We start from the raw sequence: 20,148 nt of genomic DNA, 5'->3' as shown, positions 1-20,148 counted from the left end.
TTGTTGTTAATATTCTTGTATCAAACTTGCTCCATCGGCTATTGCTACATGGATAGGGGTTAATTCAAAACCAAAGCGAGCTTTGAATTTTGGGGCTACTTCTTGAATGAATGGTTGGCTACGACCTTTTTGTATGATATTTATTGTGCAGCCGCCAAAACCACCTCCCATCATACGCGCACCTATTACTTCATGGTTATTTTCGGCCGACTCGATAAGAAAGTCTAGCTCATCGCAACTGACTTCATATTCTTTACTTAATGCCCAGTGTGCTTTGAACATTAATTCACCTAATTTTTTAAAATCGCCCATTGTTAGAGATATGCAGGCATCCTGAAGCCGTTGATTTTCCTGTATTATAAATTTACATTTCGTATATATTTCTACAGATCGTGGTTTTACATATCGTTCCAATTGTTCTATACTTATATCTCGAAGGGATTGTATACTTGAGTGATGTTCCTTTACCCAAGCAACACCTTGTTCACAAGCGGCACGTCGATCGTTGTAAGCTGAAGATGCAAGACTATGATGCACGTTGGTATTCAGTAATAGTATTTCATAGTTTGACCAGTCAGCAGGAATGTATTTGAAGGACAGGTCTTGGCAGTCAAGTTTTATGAGGTTGTTTTTTTTTCCCATACAACTGGCAAATTGATCCATTAAACCACATTTTACACCGATATTTTCGTGTTCGGTTTGCTGTCCGAATTTTGCTATTTCAAGTCGTGATAAGTTGAGATTATATAAGTGATTCAATGCAAAGCCCGTTACACAAGTCAACGCTGCTGAAGAGGAAAGGCCTGCACCTAGAGGCACATCTCCAATAATATAAGCATTGAACCCTTCAAGTTTTATGTGTTCTCTTTTTAGGATTTGGGCTATACCAATTACATATTTTGCCCATATTGGAGCTGCTTCTGGATCATCAGCCAAGGGTGCTCTATATGTCTCTGTATAATCCGCGGAATACAGATGGATTTTAAAATCACTTCGTTTTCCAACGGCTATGTAAATATATTTATTAATTGCTGCAGGTAGAACTAAACCCAGGTTATAATCTGTATGCTCACCGATAATATTGATACGTCCCGGAGACTTAGCCAATATAGCTGGATTACTTCCAAATTGTTCAAGATATAGGCCTTTTAATTGATGTATCTGTATCATTGCTTATCAAAGTGTTTTATAATGTTGGATAGGTTGGTCTAACAAGATCTGCGCTGCGTGCTCAGGAGTAATATCTCGTTGCGGATTAGCTAACATTTCATATCCTACCATAAATTTTTTGACGGTCGCGGAACGTAGAAGTGGGGGATAAAAATGCATGTGCCAATGCCATTCTGGGTGTTTGCCGTCGTTTATAGGCGCTTGGTGCATGCCGGCAGAGTAAGGAAATGATGTTTTAAAGATATTATCATATCTCGTTGTGAGTTCTTTGAGTGTATCAGCGAGCGTTATTTTTTCTTCTTCGGTAAATTGAGTGATATATTGAACTTGTCTTTTGCTGATTATAAGCGTCTCATAGGGCCAAGAAGCCCAAAAAGGTACGACGACTAAAAAATGTGCGTTGTCAATAATTACCCGTTTATTTTCTTCCATTTCGATTTTTAGATAATCAATCAAAATTGACTTACCCGTTCTTTCAAAATGTTCCTTAAATTGACTAGATTCCTTTACTATTTCTGTGGGTATAGATTGCTGGGCCCAGATTTGGCCATGTGGGTGAGGATTACTACACCCCATGATAGCTCCTTTATTTTCAAAGATTTGTATGTATTTTACCCATTTGTTACGTTGTAATGATTTAAACTCTTGTTGCCAAGTATTTACGACTCCTAATAACTCTTCCCTGCACAATTCTGGTAGGGTTAAATTATGCTTTGGGGAAAAAATGATGACTTTACAAAGCCCTCTCTCTGCATCGGCCCGTAGGATATTTGCTATGTCGAATGATTTTTCAACCTTATCCGGTAATAACGCTGAAAAATCATTCTTAAAAACATACTGGCCGCGATATATTGGATTGACAATATCGCTAGCACGCTTATTACCTGGACATAAATAACATGAGGCATCATAATGTGGTAAATCATGTTCCGTATCGTCCTCTATTTGGCCCTGCCACGGTCTTTTATAACGATGTGGCGATACCAATACTTTTTCGCCTGTTAAAATATTTGTCCTTAGGTGTGGTTGTTCAAAATCTATCATGAGATAAAACTTGTATCTAATGTTACTTTAATAAGTTTAGAAAACCTAAACCTTATTTCACCGACACTTTATATAGCGTTTGGTGCAGAGTATTTAGATCATTTTCAGGGATTTTGGTGACCTTACGATCATAGGTCATCAAACCATTTGTTTCGATTTCAACATCGGTAGTTTGGGTATATACTGCGGCGGATAATCCCATTGATATTAATTTACTCAGGTCATGTATGAGTCCCTTGTAACGGTCTAATAATTCTGACTTGTTTTTGAAACTTTGATATCCCCAATTGTTTTTTTGTTGCCAAGTATGCCCTTCAATAGGAAGCCCTAGCCCTCCGAATTCTCCAAGAACTAAAGCTTGCTGGGCTCCAAACAAAGAAGGATCAGGCATCGCTGCGTCGGGATAGTTGTGAATGTCCAAGATATCTCCCGTTGCCATAAAGTTACCTCCACTGGCGCTGTTTACAAGCCGTGAAGGATCATAGGCGATAGTCCATTCCGTAATTTCCTTCGTCTTAAACTGTCCCCATGCTTCATTGAATGGTACCCACATCACAATACTTGGAAAGTTGTGTAAGCACTCCATTATGGCTTTCCATTCCTTTCTATAGTATGCCTCGGATACAGAAGATCGCTCTTTGTCACGATTACCTGCTGATATTTTCCCAGGCTGCATATCCCAATGGTTGCCACCAAGGTCTCCACTTGGCATATCCTGCCAAACCAACATGCCAATGCTATCACAATGACGATACCAACGCGCAGGTTCTATTTTTATGTGTTTACGAATCATATTGAACCCCATTTCTTTAGTCTTGATAATATCATATTTTAATGCATCATCGGACGGTGCTGTATGGAGTCCATCGGGCCACCATCCTTGATCTAGAGGGCCATACTGAAAGCAAAATTCGTTGTTTAATAATAAGCGTTGGATACCCTGTTGATCTTTTTTCATGGAAATCTTACGCATTGCGAAATAGCTTTTCGTATTATCGATGACCTTTCCCTTTCTTATCAGTTGAATTTTCAAATCATACAATTTGGGATTTGTTGGAGACCACGGTTGCAGCCCAGGAACTAAAAGTTCAAATTCAGTATTGGGCTCGCCGGACTGCTCTAGTATAATTGTTTCACCATCGAGAACTATGACTTTAATTCGATCATCGGGCTGAGAGCTCTCAACACGCGCTTGAAAGGATAAGCTGCCCTTGTCCAAATGGGGAGTTTGTTTTGTATTTGCGATGTAGGTCTCCGGTACACTTTCGACCCATACAGTCTGCCATATCCCTGTTACAGGTGTATACCAAATACCATGTGGATTTTTAACCTGTTTGCCTCTGGGCTGAGGGCCATCATCTGTTGGATCCCATACGCGTATGGTTATATCTTGTTTATTCCCTTTGTTTAAGAAAGCCGAAATATCCATTGAGAAAGGGTCAAAACCACCTTCGTGTCTTCCAACTAGTTTGTTGTTGATAAATACATCACACTGCCAATCTACAGCTCCAAAGTGAAGGAGTACCTTGTTCTTGTTGACCAGCTTATTTAACAAAATAGAATTGTTGTACCAAAGCACGTTGTCTTTACCGACTTCTAGTCCAACTCCTGACAAGGCCGACTCGATCGCAAAGGGAACTAAAATATTACCGTCCCATTGACTCGGAATTTCGACACTTTTAACACTCCTGATCGCATATTTCCATAACCCATTTAGATTTTGCCAATTATTAGTTCGGATTAATTGAGGCCTAGGGTATTCGGGGTGAGGTTTGTCAGAACTCAAATTTTCTCCCCATGATGTTAAAATATGACTGTCGATCGGTTTCCAGTCTTGCGCGAGACTTCTTAATGATACCACTATCATTAAAACGCTAAAGAGTAAGAATTTCATCATCTTCATAAAAAGTATAAGATTTATTGGTTAATAGATTTTGCTATTTACAGTGCATAGATGTGTGGATACTGTTGGGCTGTTGTTTAAAACTTAACAGAAAACCTGTAAAGAGATTTACTTTGATAGATTTTTTCTACGGGTAACTCCGTAGATGGGAAATTTGGCTGGTTGGGGGAATCCGGAAAATGCTGAGGTTCTAAACAAAATCCGGTTCGGAAAGAATCCTTCGCTCCGTTTTTCAATCGTACCTGTTCGTTCATGAAATTTCCACTGTAAAACTGCATACCTGGCTCCTGAGTGAATATATCCATAACTATGCCTGATTGATCGCCTACTATATGAGCAGCTTTATACCATTTATCTTCGGTTTGTTTTTTTAATACAAAATTATGGTCGTATCCCTTTCCGTAATGCAGTTGTTGATCGCTTGCGTTAATATCTCTACCAATAGCCTTCAAGGCAGTAAAATCGAACGCCGTTCCATGTACAGGTTTCTGCTCTCCAGTGGGGATCAAAGTGCTGTCTACAGGTGTAAACTTATCTGCAAATAGTTGTAATTGATGATTTAAAATAGTTCCGCTACCTTCACCATTTAGGTTGAAATAAGCATGGTTGGTCAAATTGATAACGGTTGTTTTATCCGATTGTGCCTTATATGATATTGTTAACTCATTTTGATCATTTAACAAGTAGGTTACTTGCATAGAAATATTACCAGGAAATCCTTCAGCTCGGTCGGGTAGTGTGTAAGCAAAGGTTATGGAAGAATCATTTACCGTTTGTACTTGCCAGTTTGCAAAATGAACGCCCTTAAAACCTCCGTGTAATGTATTGATCCCGTTGTTTATTGGGAGGTTATAAGTATTTCCGTCCAAGACGAAAGTCCCTTTTGCTATCCGGTTGGCAAATGGACCGACTATAGCGCCAAAATAAGGTTCTTTCGGATTGTTATAGTCAGTTGCTTTAGAAAATCCAAGTATGATATCACGAAAGTTGTTATCTCTATCTGGTACGTAAAGACTCACAATCCGAGCGCCGAAATTTGTAAAGTAGGCTTGTATACCATTTTTGTTTTCTAACTCGTATAATTGTACAGCTTTTCCATTCACTTTTCCTGCGAAAGACGTACTGTCCATTCTTGCTTCTGTAGAAATACTATAAACGTCTTTTTTTGTTCGTGAATGCTGACAGGCTGCTAGGAGGTTAATGAAAACTAATATTCCAATAAAACTAGATTTGTTTTTCATAAGCTATTTATCTATCACTTTTATATGTGAGTATTGGTTATTTTATATCGTTACTTACTCAAATATTACTTAGCCTTATTAATCAGTAGTTTTTGTCGTCAAAACACGTTGAAAAAGTTATAAACATCCATTGTTAGCATCTTTTCTGTTTATGATTGGTAAAGTCAATTTAAAGGCTAACGATGGATAAATAAATCCAGTATGCAATTCATATATTTTACTTTGATTATAAAGTTTAAGAATCTAATTCTAAAATTAGTTATTTTTTTTGAAGTATTTATAAACAAAAGTATTTCGACCCCTAAATCTTACTGTGTTAATAATCAGGGTGATTTAGGGTCTTTTTTTTGCTCGTGTTTCTGTTTTATGAGTAGTCGATTTGTTTCATCATTGTTGTACAATAGGATTTCTTATCCTGATGAAATGCTCACTAGTCCGTTTGTCATTTAGGCAGGTATCCAAAGGTTTTTTTAAAAAAGGAATAATCTTTCCACTTTTCCTTATTACTTCAAAATTTTTTCTATTCTACGATCTGGAACAATCCAAAGACAAGCAACAAAAGCGTAAATGAATATACTGAAATAAGGGAATCTAAATGCCAGTGCAATAGCTAGTGCATACAGTAAGGTAGATACTATTTCCTTCTTACGGTTTTTAAAGGATTGATGGAGTGCTACATTGTGGCTGTCGAGTCGCAACGCGTACTTTTCGATCAGAGCAAAAGCGACACTACTTAAAAACAATACTACGCCGTAGACTATGACAGGCCACGCTGCATGATTATTTTCACTAAGCCAGTTGGTCGAAATTGGCAATAGAGAAAGAAAGAATAAAAGCAACAGATTAAGCCATAGGACCGTACCATTGACCTTTTGAATGACCTGAAAGAGGTGGTGATGATTGGTCCAGTAAATACCCACATAGATAAAACTCAATAGATAGTTAAGAAGTTTTGGTACTAATGGAGATAAAGAATTTAAATCACTTCCTTTGGGGATTTCTAAACCTAATACCATTATTGTGATAATGATTGCAAGAACGCCGTCACTGAAAGCTTCCAGTCGATTTGTTGTCATGATTTAAATAAACTAAGGTGATATATCTATTGGTTTGGGATGGTACAGAAATTATAGCTGCTAGCTAAAATAAATGTTGGAAGCGCATATATAAATGTTTAGCCCCAAACTTTTAAGTAAAAATAATAAAAATAGTATACAATCAATAATACTGTTAAACAGAAACTTATCCGTTGTCTTCTCCGGTTTTTTGAGAATGCAACGGATAAGTTATAAGGTCTAATACCGTGTTAACAGTGCAATATCACCAAGCTCTTTTAGCTGATCTTGTTGAGTGAATACAACACGGCCATTTTTCGAACGTACGTTCCACGCAATGGCACTCACAATATCGTAATCAAGAGGAGAGCTTTCCTTTTCGTCGATAAGCTCGATGTCCCTTTCTCCAACTTTGTTTACGGCTTGTTGGAAGTCTCCGTGTACGATCAGGAGGGCAGCATTGCCATCTAGTGCTGCCCAGTATATCTCTTGTAAATCGGTCAGAACCCGCCCTTGAGAAACACCAGCCCGCAGAGTGTCGATCGCACGAGTCCTTTCCTGATGCTGCAGTTCTATTACCGTATTCCAAGCCTGCTTGGCAAGATCATATGACGTGGTTTTGTTATAGTTAACAGGACTGTGTCCAATATAAATGTCTTTTTTATCAGCTACCTGTTGTAGGACTGTATAGTTTTCGTCTAGACTGATGACCAGAAAGGGCATGCTTGTTTGATTGTAGAGCTTAACTGCTCCTTTATCGACATGATTGAAATATTCGCGCACGTGATTGTCCACTGTACGTGCATCGCTACGACGTATAGGTTCCCGGATAAATAAGGGATTTTCAAATGGAAAATCCTCATTCTTGATTTCCTGGGTGACGTTGTCTTCCGCTACTTCAAAAACTCGGGTATCGTTTTGTGATAGTAACAGTATATAATACGCGTAACTTCGATTGGCCATTTTCAATAGGGGAGCAATAGCAAATCTATTGCCCACGGTAACACTGTTTTTTTCAATGGACCAAGGAGAACGGATAATGGACAATGTGTCGGTACTGACAAACAGATGTAGACTATCTAAATTATTGCGTACATCTACGCGATCTGGAAGTTCATCAAGTTTGTTTAAAACAGCATGTGCAGTGCGTTTATCAAATTGCTGTAGAATTGTCTGTTTCGCTTCGTTGATAAGGTTTTTTAACATAATGGAATCCTGTGCGCTATCGGGGTGGGTCCGATGTGTATTGAGCGATAAAGTAACAGAAATCATAGATTGTTTTTCAGCAAGCTCTTGGAGCTGTCGTTGTAATGCCATAAATATCAAATTTTATTACATAATAGTATATGAAAACAACAGCAGAAAGTAAAAAATGTTTTGTCTTGCAGTGTTAAGAAAGGCTCGGTATATAGAATTTCTAGTCTAATTTTTAGGTAATATTAGATTTTTTAATCCGGGCTAGAGCACGAAAGTGTTCCCTGATATTGAACTTAGTAATAACTAAAACAACATAGACATAACGGTTTTATGTGATATATCGGACCTCTAGTGAGGCTCCACTTTTTTTACGTCTTCTGTAAAATCGGGCTTATACCATCGGTGACTCTGTAGCCATTTTAAAGTAGGTTCGATCAACAGCAAAAAAAATATGGAGGTAAAGGTGTTGCTTAGGGTATAAGCCATTGCTACCTGGAGTGAGGGAACAGCACTGAAGGAAACCGCAATATTTTGTAATGTTCCAAAGAAAGGGAACATAATAAGTACACCAATAATATTAAAAGCGGAAGCTGCCCAAGCTACAAGTTTAGCTATTGAAGAATACTTGAGGCTAACTAACAATGCCGTCGATGTCGTACCTATATTGGCACCTACTACAATGGGGATAGAGGCCTCAATGCTAATAGTTCCTTGTGCCAATAGCACGATTACTAACCCAATCACTACAGAACTAGATTGAATGATCACCGTAATAATAATACCGTATATAATACCCAACAAAGGGTTAGCGGCCTTGGATAGTACTTCTATAAGATAGGCATTGTTTTTTATAGGCTCCATAGCATCACCTATAAAAGCTAACGAGAAAAATATAAATCCAAAGAAAAAAACTGATTTACCTGCAATCGCTATCCGAGAAGGGAACATGCTCATCAAAGAACCTAATACTATAAAAAACGGACCGATAAAATCTGAGTTTATAGAAACGATCCATGCTGTCGATGTGGTTCCGATATTGGTCCCTAACAAAATCATTATACTGTCTCTAAAAGTAATGATACCTGCATTGACCAAGGACACCGTAAGTGTAGAAACAAGCGTGCTGGATTGTACTATTGCTGTGAAGATCCCACCCGTTAAGAATCCACCGAGTGGAAGATTAGTGATCTTACTCATCCATTTGGCGAGACGTTCGGTACCAAGATTATCAATCTCTTTGCTAAAACTTTGTAAGGCAAAGACAAATAATGCTATAGCAGCAATAATAATAATGATCGTCTGAAAATTCTCGTACATTTTTAATCCTTTGTTGACATACGGATGTCTAAGTGACGCTCTCGTAAAGAGCTTAAACCGCGAATATCTACAAATATCTTAATAAAAGCAATCAGCGATGCTTCTAGTAAGAGACGTCATTATTTTTTAGATTCATCGTCTTGTTTGATAGAACCGTAGAGGGGACTCGTCTAAAGTCTAAATAATCGCAACCATATCTAAAGTTACTGCAACCAAACATTTGGGCCAATCCGTTTTTGCCCTTTACATTTTTGATATATTGAAGTTCTCCACCACAATGCGGGCATTTGTGGCCCTCAGGGGTAACGTTGATATAATCGGTGTACAATTCCCTTATAAACTTAGACTGTTTGTCCTTATCCGCAAGAAAGTAACATTTCTCCCTAGCGCGTGTCATCGCTACATAAAAAGCACGACGTTCTTCGCCATTTGGATAATCATCGTCTCCCGTCAAAAGTAAGCTCAATAAGGGGTCGTCCTTTAATTCTGCAGGAAATCCGTACTTCCCACTTTCGCAATTGATCAAAATAGCAATGTCACACTCCAGCCCCTTGGATTTATGTACGGTGTAAAAAGGAAGTTCCTTTTTTAAGTGAAATTGATTGCTGTGTGTGGTGTGCCCATTATTGTCAACGACTATGTTACGCAGTATAGTGTTTACCTGGACGGAGGATTCTGTTCGTTTTACAAGAAAATCTGACGTATCCGTAATTTTGTTTATATCATGTTGATACCGGCCTAAAAGAAGAATTGACTTATTAGCTAAGGCGCTCCCGTATTCTGCGTATAGTTTCTGCAATATACCTAAGAGGTTCTGGTTAATACTTCGCTTGTTTTTTTTACTATAGTCAATCAGGAGCTTTGTTTTGTATTGATGTGGATTTCTAAGTGTTTTTTTTTCCTGATTAGGATTCTTTAGGATAAAACTGGAAGAAATACAGAGCAACGGATCTGCGAAACGATAGGTGGTTTCTATCTTTCTAACAACAGTATGACCGAAAAAATCCGGAAACTGCTTAAGTAGAGTCAGATCGCTTCCCGAAAAACGATTTATGGATTGCCAATCATCTCCAACAGCGAAGATCTTGCAGTACTGTTGCCTTTTTAACATTTGCAACAGTTTGCATCTGCTTATTGAAATATCTTGGAATTCGTCAACAATAATATAGCGATAGCAATGTTGATATGTTCCCGTGGTCATAATCGAGCTGGCTTGATTGATTAGATCATTGAAATCCATTCTGCTTGACACAGTCAATTCTTCTTGATAACCTTTGTAAACCTTAGAAATAATCGCTAAGAAAGCATTGTTTCTATCAATTAGTTCTGGCGCTTGCTCGAAGAGCAGTCTATTTTTGGCAACAATCTCTTCTACGTTTCTATCATTGGATTTAAATAGGTTTATACAAGTGATCGCTAGCTGAAGAACGGTATCAATTTCTTTACCATAAGCTTCTTCTAATATCTTATAAACTTCAACATTAGATTTTCGGGCCATACGGACGCCATGCGATTGAAGATTGACAATTAAATTCTCCTCGATTGTCCGTTCGATAAATTCGAAACTATAGGACTCCATGTATTTCGTATCCGCCCAGTCATGTAACTCTCGCCTCCAACGCACTAAATCCTGATAAACTTCAGTTTGGCTATTATCACCAGCACTGTCAAAGAAACTGGGGGTGCCTTCAATATGTGATATAGGACTGTGATCAAGAAAAAGAGTATGATCCTTGGGATTGCTGGATGTGCTTATACTGTTTTCATCATATCCATTTAAATATATCGTAAAGGTAGGCTTATATCTTTTCTTATGTTTATTGTAACGCTCATCTTTCCGTGCTTCTCCTAGATAGGGATAAGGTAGCTCATAAGAATAGGGAATGCCGTGTATAAACAAGAAGTTGGCAATATAGCAATGCTCACCATTTTTGATCAGATTAGTCCTATTATTTGTCGATCTGCCACTTGCAAGGTATTTGCGCTTGTCCAGCTGATCCTTGATCGACTCAAAGTCACTGTCTTTTAAAAAGTGAATATAGTCGGCATAGGTTTTAAAGTCATTCTGGCTTTTAATAGGATGCAAGCCATGTAGAATAAAATCATTAAATGAAGCTAGGTAACTTTGATCTTTCGTTAGACGTCGGTGAATGTCTATTGCTAGATTTTCTGCATCTCGGGGCAGAATCATTTGCGGTTCTTTCCCACTACTTTTCAGGATGTGGTAAGCCAAGCTATGAAATGTTTTACATGCTATGCCCAAGTGACCGACCCGCTCTTTGAGATCGTCAACGTTCTTCTTGGCAAAAGAGAGCAATAATATTTCTTTTGGAGTAGCCCGTTTTTTATCCAAGAGATAGCGTATTTTGCCTTGTACCGTCGTTGTCTTACCACAGCCAGCTCCTGCAATGACCAGTGTATTATCATCATCACAAAGAATAGAATCAACCTGTTGCTGATCTAGAGGGTGTGACAGACAAGTAGCAAAATATTGCTGAAGTCTTAGCTTTTGTTGATATATATATGTTTTATTGTGCGCTTTACGAAGATAATCCGCATTATTGCAAAAATAAATAATATCATCATAGGCTCGGTGCAGATTACATGTTGAAACATAGCCTTCCGGAATCACTTGACTAGGTAGAGACTTCTTGATAAATTGCAATTTGCCGTGCAAGTCCGAAAATGAACAGTAATCGTTCGCAAATGGAACCACGGTCTCCATGATGTTATTGATCTGTTCCTTATATTGATTAAGGAAGTCATTATACTCCACAGCATATCGCGTCGCCAGGTTATGTTTCTGTCTATTCGTTAAGTAATTATCCCGTATTACTAAAGTGGCAAGAAAAATAAAAATTACTATTAGAATTCCTGAAAATGTGATCATGAAAACGATGTGTTCACCGAAGATACAAGTTTCGATAAACTTTAGTGCCGGTTTACATTCAACTGTGGAAAACTAAAATATAAGTTACATTACATATTAATTAAAACGTTTCTCTCCCTCGTACATACTGAGGTAGCCAAGGAATATCAACATGCAGATCGTGTGCAAATTGGAGTACAAGGTGAGGATTCTGTAAAAAGCCTCTTCCAATAAGAATAATATCTGCTTTCTTTTGTTCGATAATACGGTCTGCTACTTCAGCGCTTTTTATTAAACCTACAGTTCCTGTTAATAGTCCTGTTTCTTCTTTGATCCGTTGTGCGAAAGGCACCTGATAATTCTCTTTAACCATAATTTGCTGATGCCTAACAGCTCCTCCCGAAGAGACATCCACTACTTCAACCCCCATGGTTTTAACAACTTCAACAAGTTTTATGGACTCCAGTACATCCCAACCTCCATCCGCCCAGTCGGTAGCAGAGATACGGATCCATAGCGAACGATTTTCTACGACAGGTAGTACCGCACTTATAATTTCAAGTAAAAAACGGGTTCTATTCTCAAAAGAACCGCCATACTCGTCGGTTCGTTGATTGGTTAAAGGTGATAGAAACTGATGGATGAGATAACCATGAGCGGCATGCAACTCGATTACATCGTAGCCTATTTCGACAGCGCGAACCGCAGCGGACCGAAACGCATGTACCAACTCTTGAATTTGAGATTTGCTCAACATACGTGGTTGTGTCTCCTGTGGATGGTAAGGAATAGGAGAGGGAGCGACCGTTTGCCATCCATTTTTTTGGTCAGGAGCAATTTGAGCACGGCTAATCCATGGCTTATCAGTTGATGCTTTTCGGCCAGCATGGGCTAATTGGATACCTATCAGACTTCCTTGGTCATGTACAAAGTTAACAATATCACGGAAAGAGAGCATTTGTTCGTCTTTCCATAACCCCAGATCTCCGTGAGATATCCGCCCTTCGGGACTTACAGCAGTAGCTTCTTGAATAACTAAAGCCGCTTTGCCGGCAGCAAATTGACCAAGATGCACGAGGTGCCAATGATTAGCGAATCCATCAACTGCCGAGTATTGACACATAGGTGATACCACCAGTCTATTGGATAGCGTTTGGTTTTTTAACGCTAAAGGTGAGAATAATAAGCTCATAGAGATAAAAGTAAGCTATTTTGTGAAATTAATTTGGTTTTGAAATTAATATTTATTTGCTTTGCTCTAGTTAAATAACCAGTTATCAAACGTAAAAGAAGTCTGGTACGCCTAAACTTTTACTTGATAAGTTTTTAAATCAGTGATTTTATCTTTTGTCTTAATTGCTTCAGATAATGTTTTTTATCATTTTCGGTAACGTTAACAGTTTAAGCTTAACCACGAGTGAAATGAATAAAGAAAGCTACAAAGCTAACAATTGTGTTATTTACGGAAACGTTAACGGGAAATATATTTACGAATGATAATCCAGATCTAAACAAAATACTAATATGCGTTTTTCTAAATTTTTAACAACAACACTATTTATTATTCTTTGCTGTTCTTCTCATGCACAGTTTGTTAACCATGGCCCTCAGGTATTTGCAGCAGCAATCCAAGGTAGCAAATTTATTAAAGATGCGGAGGGGAAAGAATACGTCTTTACTGTGGTCCGAGGTATGCCTGCCACGCTAGTGGGATTTGAATTAACAAACAAGCAAATGGTTTTCGAAGGAAAGCTGCATGGAACCGATGGAGCTTGGGATATGGAGGTCTCCTCGGACAATAAGATTTATATATCAGGAAATGGACAGATGTATAGATATGAGTTAGGAGCTGACAAAATCATCTCCCTAGGTGAGGCTCTTTCTGGCCAAAAAGTTATATGGGATTTGGTCGCTGGTAAGAATGGAAAGATTTACGGAGGAACATATCCAGACTGTCTAGTCTTTGAATATGATCCCGTTACAGGATTTAGAGAAATATCTAACGGTGCTCTGCAAGAAAAGGAAAACTACGTCAGGAGTCTGGCGCTGGATGAAAAGAACAATATACTGTATGGTGGAGTGGGATCTCACGCAGGGCTTATAGCGCTCGATCTAAAATCAGGAAGCAAAACTCAAATCTTAACACAGCAAGATATGCAACATGAATTTGTTTACGATATGGAGTTTGTAGAAGGTGTGAAAGGAGGGGACCGATTGTTCGGATGGATAAATAGTGCTAATCACTTGGAGTCTTTTATCTACAATGTTAAAGCAAAAAAATATGAAGCCCGACTATCTTCGATCGAAATCAAATCCCTTACAAGACGAACCGGTAAGGAGCAGGTATTGTATGCTTCAGAAGGAAAAGTATACCGCCTAAGTTTTAAAGATAAAATCATAGCTCCAATTGCAATCGCAGAGATTCATGGTCGAGGTAGAGCCGGCTATATCGATCATAAAGGAAATTATAAGCTCTTGACTTCAACACACCATTTGTACACGATAGACCCTGATAATGGAAATATTTTAGAAGACACCATGCTAGCTATTCCTAAGTCTCCTATCAGTATTCAGACTATTTTTTGGGGACCGGATAATAGAGTGTGGAGTGCCGGTTACCTCGCGGGACAGCATGGAACATTCGACCCGCAAACAAATCAGCATGAAGATTTCCCTGGGTTACATCAAACAGAAGGAATGAATAATTTCGGTGACACACTCTATTTCGGTATTTACACCAAGGCACTAATATATTCATACGACGTTACAAAGCCGTGGTCGGCAAATACAAGCAATCCCAAATTCATTGGTGCGGTAAAAGACCAAGATCGACCCTTCGCGGTTATCCCTTCGAAAAGCAATAACATGATGTTGTTCGGTACAGTACCGGCTTACGGACAGTTGGGAGGAGCAATGGTTCAATTGAACGTGAGTACAGAGGAAATGGAAATCTTTCCTAATATAGTGGAGGATCAATCTATCCTGTCTCTAATCGAAATTGATGGTAGAATCATCGGTGGGACCTCTATTTTTGGTGGTTTGGGAGGCAAGCCAAAAGCAAAGAGGGGTGTCCTCTTTGAATGGAATCCAAAATCAAAACAGATCTTATGGAAAGACTCTATAGATAACTTTTGGTCAATAACGGGATTGTTTAAAGGTCCAGATGGCGGCCTGTGGGGCTTTGCTGACGGCACCCTAGTAAAGTATGATTTGAACAAGAGAAGTGTTACCGAGTGTATAGAAATATATAAATATACGACTATGCCCAGTCACATCTGGAGAAATGGACAAGCTGTATCACATAGCAACGGTTTAATCTACTTTACATTGAACGATACTTTTTATAGTTATGATACCAAGAGTAAAAGGTTAACCAAGCTGCGTGATAACGCAACATTAATGATTATCGGCAAGAACAATAAGATTTATTTTAAACAGGGAACAGATCTGTGGAGCTATACCCCTGAAAATTACTAATCCTGATATGATGAAAACGATTAGTAGGAAATATTCATATAGCATAGGGTGCAAAAACACCGATGACCGCGAAGCAGCATGCGCACCAATTGCTACTAATCGTGCATAATATAGTTGGGATATTCCATATGGCCATTAAAAAACAAATTATATACATATGAAAAGAAATTGTATAACATTATTTCTTTACCTTCTTTCCTTGTTGACTCTAAACGCACAGGAAAGGGGATCTGCTATTTTCTTGGGCGATACTATTCACATCCATAAGGATGAATACAAGGCCTTTTCTACAGAGGAGAAAACTCTTATAGAAAGACTATCCACGATGCAAGATGCATATGTAGTCAAAGGCGTAGGCTACCTGCCGGTCCAGCAAGGAAACAAAGTTTTATTAGACCCACTTAATGATGGGGTTACTAAGGTATTGCTCATCGGCAACAGTTTTTCGGACGATGGTGTAGAATACTATCTACACGAGATGGCGCGGGCCCTTGGAAAACCTTTGGTCATTGGTAATCTCTTTCGCGGAGGAGCTCCATTAGATTTTCACCTAAAGAACGCTCGAGAAGACAACAAGATCTATAGCTATCGAAAAACAACAGTAGACGGCATAAAAACGAATACAGATAAAACCAGTATATCAAATGCTTTGAAGGACGAAAACTGGGATTATATCTGCTTTCAGCAGGCGAGTGTAAGCTCAGGAGATGTCGAATCTGTTAAGGCATCACTTCCGGATCTGTACGCCTATATCAAAAAAGAATACCCCATAAATTCTGTTAAATTTTTGTACCACCAGACGTGGGCGTATGCACAGAATGCTGTCACGCCTAACTTTAAAAAGTATAACAGTAATCAAAAATTTATGTTTGAGAAGATTGTGGAAGTAAGTCGAGAGATCAAGAATATAATACCTCTACATTCACTGATACCAAGTGGAACGGCAATTCAAAATGGACGAACCAGCTTTATTGGCGACAATTTTACTAGAGAGGGCTATCATTTAGACTTGGTTATTGGAAGATATACTGCTGCGGCAACATGGTTCGAAGTTTTATTTGGCGATGTGGGTAAGTCGACGTTTAGACCAGCAAACCTCGCGGAGACCGAAGCCAATATTGCGAAAATGGCTGCATCATTTGCGGTGAAAAAGCCTTTTGAAGTAACCGAATTGATTGAAAACAAAATGCAAGAGTTAAGTAATAACTCATTTAGTCGTATTAAAATCAACTTTGGTAACGATCTATTGATTCCGGGATGGTTAGCACTCCTATATGAACGTAAAGGTTCAGCGAGATACAGATTAATGGATGAAAATAACTACCCAACGAATGTAAATATTCAGGTAACACAAGATTTTACCGGTCGAAAGGCCGATGGGCCTGAGAGAACCTCGTACCATACAGGTATTCCTTCGGGAGTAAGCAAGTATTACTTTACAGCAGAATTGGACAAACAGTCTATTCAGAAACCGTTTCTAATAGTAGAAAATTTGGATAATAATAAAGCCTATAGATTGAGGATTATTTCTGCTGTTCAAGAACCAACATCGATCACTGTTATTCGGATTTTAGGAAAGCAGACTAAGGTGGTTTCTGTCGACCCATCCTTCAATATGGATAAAGAAATGATAGTTGAATCAATCTCCCCCAACCAAGATGGAAAGCTGGAGATTTTTTTCGAATTACCTTCTGGCAAGCAAAGTAGTATAGCTTCTATAAACAGTTTAGTGATAGAGGAGATATAGAGTACTAATCAATTCAATAAATAAATTATGGTAAAAAAAGTAGAATTATTGTGTCGAGAAAAACGAGGAAAAAGCTTCCAAAGGTCTTGTGTAAGATTAGGAGTTATATTGAGTTTAGCCTCGGTGACTCTTCCGGTTATGGCCAATGAATTCGGATCATTTGGCAACAAGCCGCATCGGTCTATTAGTCAGCTGCAGAAATCAATCAAAGGAAGCGTGACAAATGAACAAGGGGAAGCATTACCAGGTGTTACGGTCCTTGATCTTAGCACGGGGAGGCAGACCACAACGGACGAGAAAGGAAGGTTTGTCTTAAACGGTGTACAGTCAGGAGCAAAGATTAGAATATCAAGTGTCGGGTATCTTAATAGCACAATAACTGTATTAGACCAAATTCAAAGTTACGATGTTACATTGAAAAGTGGGGATACGGATCTGGAAACTGTTGTAGTAGTAGGATATGGAAAGCAAAAGAAGATTAATCTAACAGGGGCTGTTGACATTATAAAGGGGGACGACCTTGTAAAGCAACCTGTGGGGCAGACTTCCTCAGCATTACAAGGTGCCGCTCCGGGATTGACTGTGAAGCAGGCTTCTGGACAGCCCGGTAGAGACGAAGGTAACTTACGTATACGTGGGATAGGTACTTTAGGTGACTCAAATCCGTTGGTGATCATCGATGGCGTCGAAGGAAATATAAATAACGTAAATGCCAATGATATCGCATCGATCTCTGTATTGAAGGATGCTTCATCGGCGTCTATTTATGGGTCTCGTGCTGCAAATGGTGTAATATTAATAACAACAAAGCGAGCCGAAGAAGGAAAAGTGCAGGTTGACTATAATAATTATATAGGAACCCAGACACCAACAAAAAGCCCAAAAATGGTCAACGGATTAGATCATATGCTGCTGCTTAACGAGGCATATGTCAATGCTGGTATGAGTCCTCTTTATACACAGAAGACCATAGACGAATATACGGCAGGGCGCTCTGTGGATTCGGATAAATTCCCAGATACTGATTGGCAGAAGCTAACCATGAAGGAAAATGCATTCATGCAAAACCATTATTTATCCGTCAATGCAGGCAATGAAAATGCGCGTGTATTGGGATCTTTTGGATATTTAAATCAAGATGGAATCATTCCTAATACCAACTTTAGAAAATATAATTTCCGCGTAAACAGTGATGTCCGTATTTCAGAAAAACTGTCTACTGCCATGGATTTAGCTTTCGTAAAATCAGCTATTACAGAACCGGCGGACGGTACAGGTAATATTTTTCATTGGATGCGTCGCATTCCCGCCAATCAAGCAGGTTTGTTTTCCAACGGTCAATATGGCGAAGGATGGAATGGAGACAATCCTATTGCAAAAGCGAAAGATGGCGGACTAAAACTAATAGATCCACTAAATATGGCCTTCAACGTCGATCTGAAGTATCAACCTTTTGAGGGATTTACAGCACTATTGGCATACTCTCCGAAGTACGAGATAAAGCACGAAAAGACTTTCAAAAATACAATACAAACCTACTATGCGGACGGAAGCAAAGCCTATATGGTACCGCAGAAAAATTCTCTTACGGAGCGTTACGGACAGTATTGGTACAATAATTTTAGAGCTGTTTTGAATTATGAGAAGGAAATCGGTAATGGACACAACATCGCGGCGATGGGCGGCTATCAACAGGAAGATCAAGATGATAACTGGCTACTCGGTTACCGTGAAAACTTCCAGTTTCCAGAATTTCAGGAAATAAATTCCGGTGGAACAGAAAATCAAAGTACAGAAGGAAATGCTTCTCAATGGTCGTTAAGATCATTTTTCGGGAGATTAAACTATAGTTTTAAAGGTAAGTATCTTTTTGAAGTCAACGGTAGATACGATGGATCCTCTCGTTTTGCAACTGGAAAAAAATATTCATTTTTCCCCTCTTTTTCGGCGGGGTGGAGAATGAGTGAAGAGGAGTTTATGCAGCCGCTGAAACCAATCATCAGTGATGCTAAGCTGAGAGCATCTTGGGGTCAGTTAGGTAATCAAGAAATTGGCCTGTATCCGTTCTCCGCATTTATGACAATAGGGGCTAACAATTATACGTATGGCTCTGCTATCGCTACAGGTGCCGCGCTCAATAATATGGCCAATTCAGAGATAAAATGGGAGACTACTGAAATGACCAACTTAGGGCTGGATATTGTACTGTGGAAAAACTTGAGCATAACAGCAGATTATTACTATAGAAAAACCCATGATATATTACTACAACTAGACATACCTAAAGTATTAGGCCTTAAATCGCCCTTCCAGAATGCAGGTGTAGTAGAGAACAAAGGTTGGGATCTAACAGTCGCCTATAAAAATAGTATCGGCAATTTTGAATATAATGTAGCTGTCAACCTTTCGGACGTTAAGAACAAGATCTTAGATATGAAAGGTATATCTAAGACAGCACTTACTTCTAACCTAGAAGGACATCCTATTGGCGCTATATGGGGGCTGAACGCTATCGGTTACTACAAGGACAATGATGATGTAACAGCACATGCTACTCAGTTTGGTACCGTAGCCCCTGGAGATATAAAATACGAAGATGTAAATGGAGATGGTAAAATAAACGAAGAAGACAAAATGATAATCGGAAGTCCTATTCCTAGATACACTTATAGTGCCAACCTAGGTGGAGCGTACAAAGGCTTTGATTTTTCATTGTTCTTTCAAGGAGTGGGCAAGGCGGACGGCTATTTATATGGACAGGGTATAATGCCTTTTTATCAAGGCGGAACTGTACAAGAGCAGCACAAAGACCGTTGGACTCCAGACAATACGAACGCTGCATTTCCTAGATACGCTTTTAATCAAACCAACAATATCCAAAACTCTACTTTTTGGCTAAAGAGTGCATCCTACTTACGGTTAAAGAATGTTTCCATTGGTTATTCCTTCAAACTAGATCAAGTTAAGTATAGAGTCAGTTCTGTTCGCGTATTCGCTTCAGGCCAAAACCTATTTACACAAACAAATTTCTGGAAAGGTTACGACCCTGAAGGTCCCGTGAGTACAGGTGGATGGTATCCTCAGATGCGGGTTTATAGTTTCGGTTTAGGTGTTAGATTTTAAACATA

General features: G+C 38.9%; 12 protein-coding genes. 3 read left to right on the top strand and 9 right to left on the bottom strand.

The features are described 5' to 3' along the window. Positions 1-6: 6 nt before the first annotated feature. From galK to JKG61_RS10985, 9 genes are all read right to left on the bottom strand, one after another. Positions 7-1,170 (bottom strand): galactokinase, encoded by a 1,164-nt coding sequence (gene galK, locus JKG61_RS11025; RefSeq protein ID WP_202103032.1) that lies wholly within the window; start codon positions 1,168-1,170, stop codon positions 7-9. 6 nt (positions 1,171-1,176) lie between these two features. Next, entirely contained in the window at positions 1,177-2,214 is a 1,038-nt protein-coding gene (locus JKG61_RS11020; RefSeq protein WP_202103031.1) for a UDP-glucose--hexose-1-phosphate uridylyltransferase, read from the bottom strand. Between the two features lie 52 nt (positions 2,215-2,266). Continuing rightward, on the bottom strand, positions 2,267-4,111 hold the full coding sequence (locus JKG61_RS11015) for a glycoside hydrolase family 2 protein (protein ID WP_202103030.1): 1,845 nt from the start codon (positions 4,109-4,111) through the stop codon (positions 2,267-2,269). 83 nt (positions 4,112-4,194) lie between these two features. Next, entirely contained in the window at positions 4,195-5,358 is a 1,164-nt protein-coding gene (locus tag JKG61_RS11010) for an aldose epimerase family protein (protein WP_202103029.1), read from the bottom strand. Positions 5,359-5,861: 503 nt separating this feature from the next. After that, the gene (locus tag JKG61_RS11005) at positions 5,862-6,434 is read right to left on the bottom strand and encodes a TMEM175 family protein (protein ID WP_202103028.1); all 573 of its coding nucleotides are present in this window, start codon (positions 6,432-6,434) and stop codon (positions 5,862-5,864) included. A gap of 219 nt (positions 6,435-6,653) precedes the next feature. Continuing rightward, the gene (locus tag JKG61_RS11000; RefSeq protein WP_202103027.1) at positions 6,654-7,730 is read right to left on the bottom strand and encodes a baeRF3 domain-containing protein; all 1,077 of its coding nucleotides are present in this window, start codon (positions 7,728-7,730) and stop codon (positions 6,654-6,656) included. A gap of 228 nt (positions 7,731-7,958) precedes the next feature. Beyond that, positions 7,959-8,927 (bottom strand): Na/Pi cotransporter family protein, encoded by a 969-nt coding sequence (locus tag JKG61_RS10995; protein WP_202103026.1) that lies wholly within the window; start codon positions 8,925-8,927, stop codon positions 7,959-7,961. A gap of 103 nt (positions 8,928-9,030) precedes the next feature. Beyond that, entirely contained in the window at positions 9,031-11,817 is a 2,787-nt protein-coding gene (locus JKG61_RS10990; RefSeq protein ID WP_202103025.1) for a UvrD-helicase domain-containing protein, read from the bottom strand. 100 nt (positions 11,818-11,917) lie between these two features. Beyond that, positions 11,918-12,988, bottom strand: a complete 1,071-nt coding sequence (locus JKG61_RS10985; RefSeq protein ID WP_202103024.1) for an NADH:flavin oxidoreductase/NADH oxidase — start codon at positions 12,986-12,988, stop codon at positions 11,918-11,920. A 332-nt stretch (positions 12,989-13,320) separates the two neighbouring features. Here JKG61_RS10985 and JKG61_RS10980 point away from each other — a divergent pair, with 332 nt between their 5' ends. The 3 genes from JKG61_RS10980 (at position 13,321) to JKG61_RS10970 (ending at position 20,143) form a co-directional block, all read left to right on the top strand. Further along, entirely contained in the window at positions 13,321-15,273 is a 1,953-nt protein-coding gene (locus JKG61_RS10980) for a ligand-binding sensor domain-containing protein (protein ID WP_202103023.1), read from the top strand. A 157-nt stretch (positions 15,274-15,430) separates the two neighbouring features. Further along, positions 15,431-17,020, top strand: coding sequence for a DUF4886 domain-containing protein (locus JKG61_RS10975; RefSeq protein ID WP_202103022.1), 1,590 nt, complete (start codon positions 15,431-15,433; stop codon positions 17,018-17,020). A gap of 27 nt (positions 17,021-17,047) precedes the next feature. Further along, positions 17,048-20,143 carry a SusC/RagA family TonB-linked outer membrane protein gene (locus tag JKG61_RS10970; protein ID WP_202103021.1) on the top strand — a complete coding sequence of 1,032 codons (3,096 nt, stop codon included), beginning with the start codon at positions 17,048-17,050 and terminating at the stop codon, positions 20,141-20,143. Positions 20,144-20,148: the final 5 nt, after the last annotated feature.

It is taken from the genome of Sphingobacterium faecale, from assembly GCF_016746095.1.
Classification (GTDB): Bacteria; Bacteroidota; Bacteroidia; order Sphingobacteriales; family Sphingobacteriaceae; genus Sphingobacterium; species Sphingobacterium faecale.
This window is presented reverse-complemented; position numbering and strand designations above follow the sequence as displayed.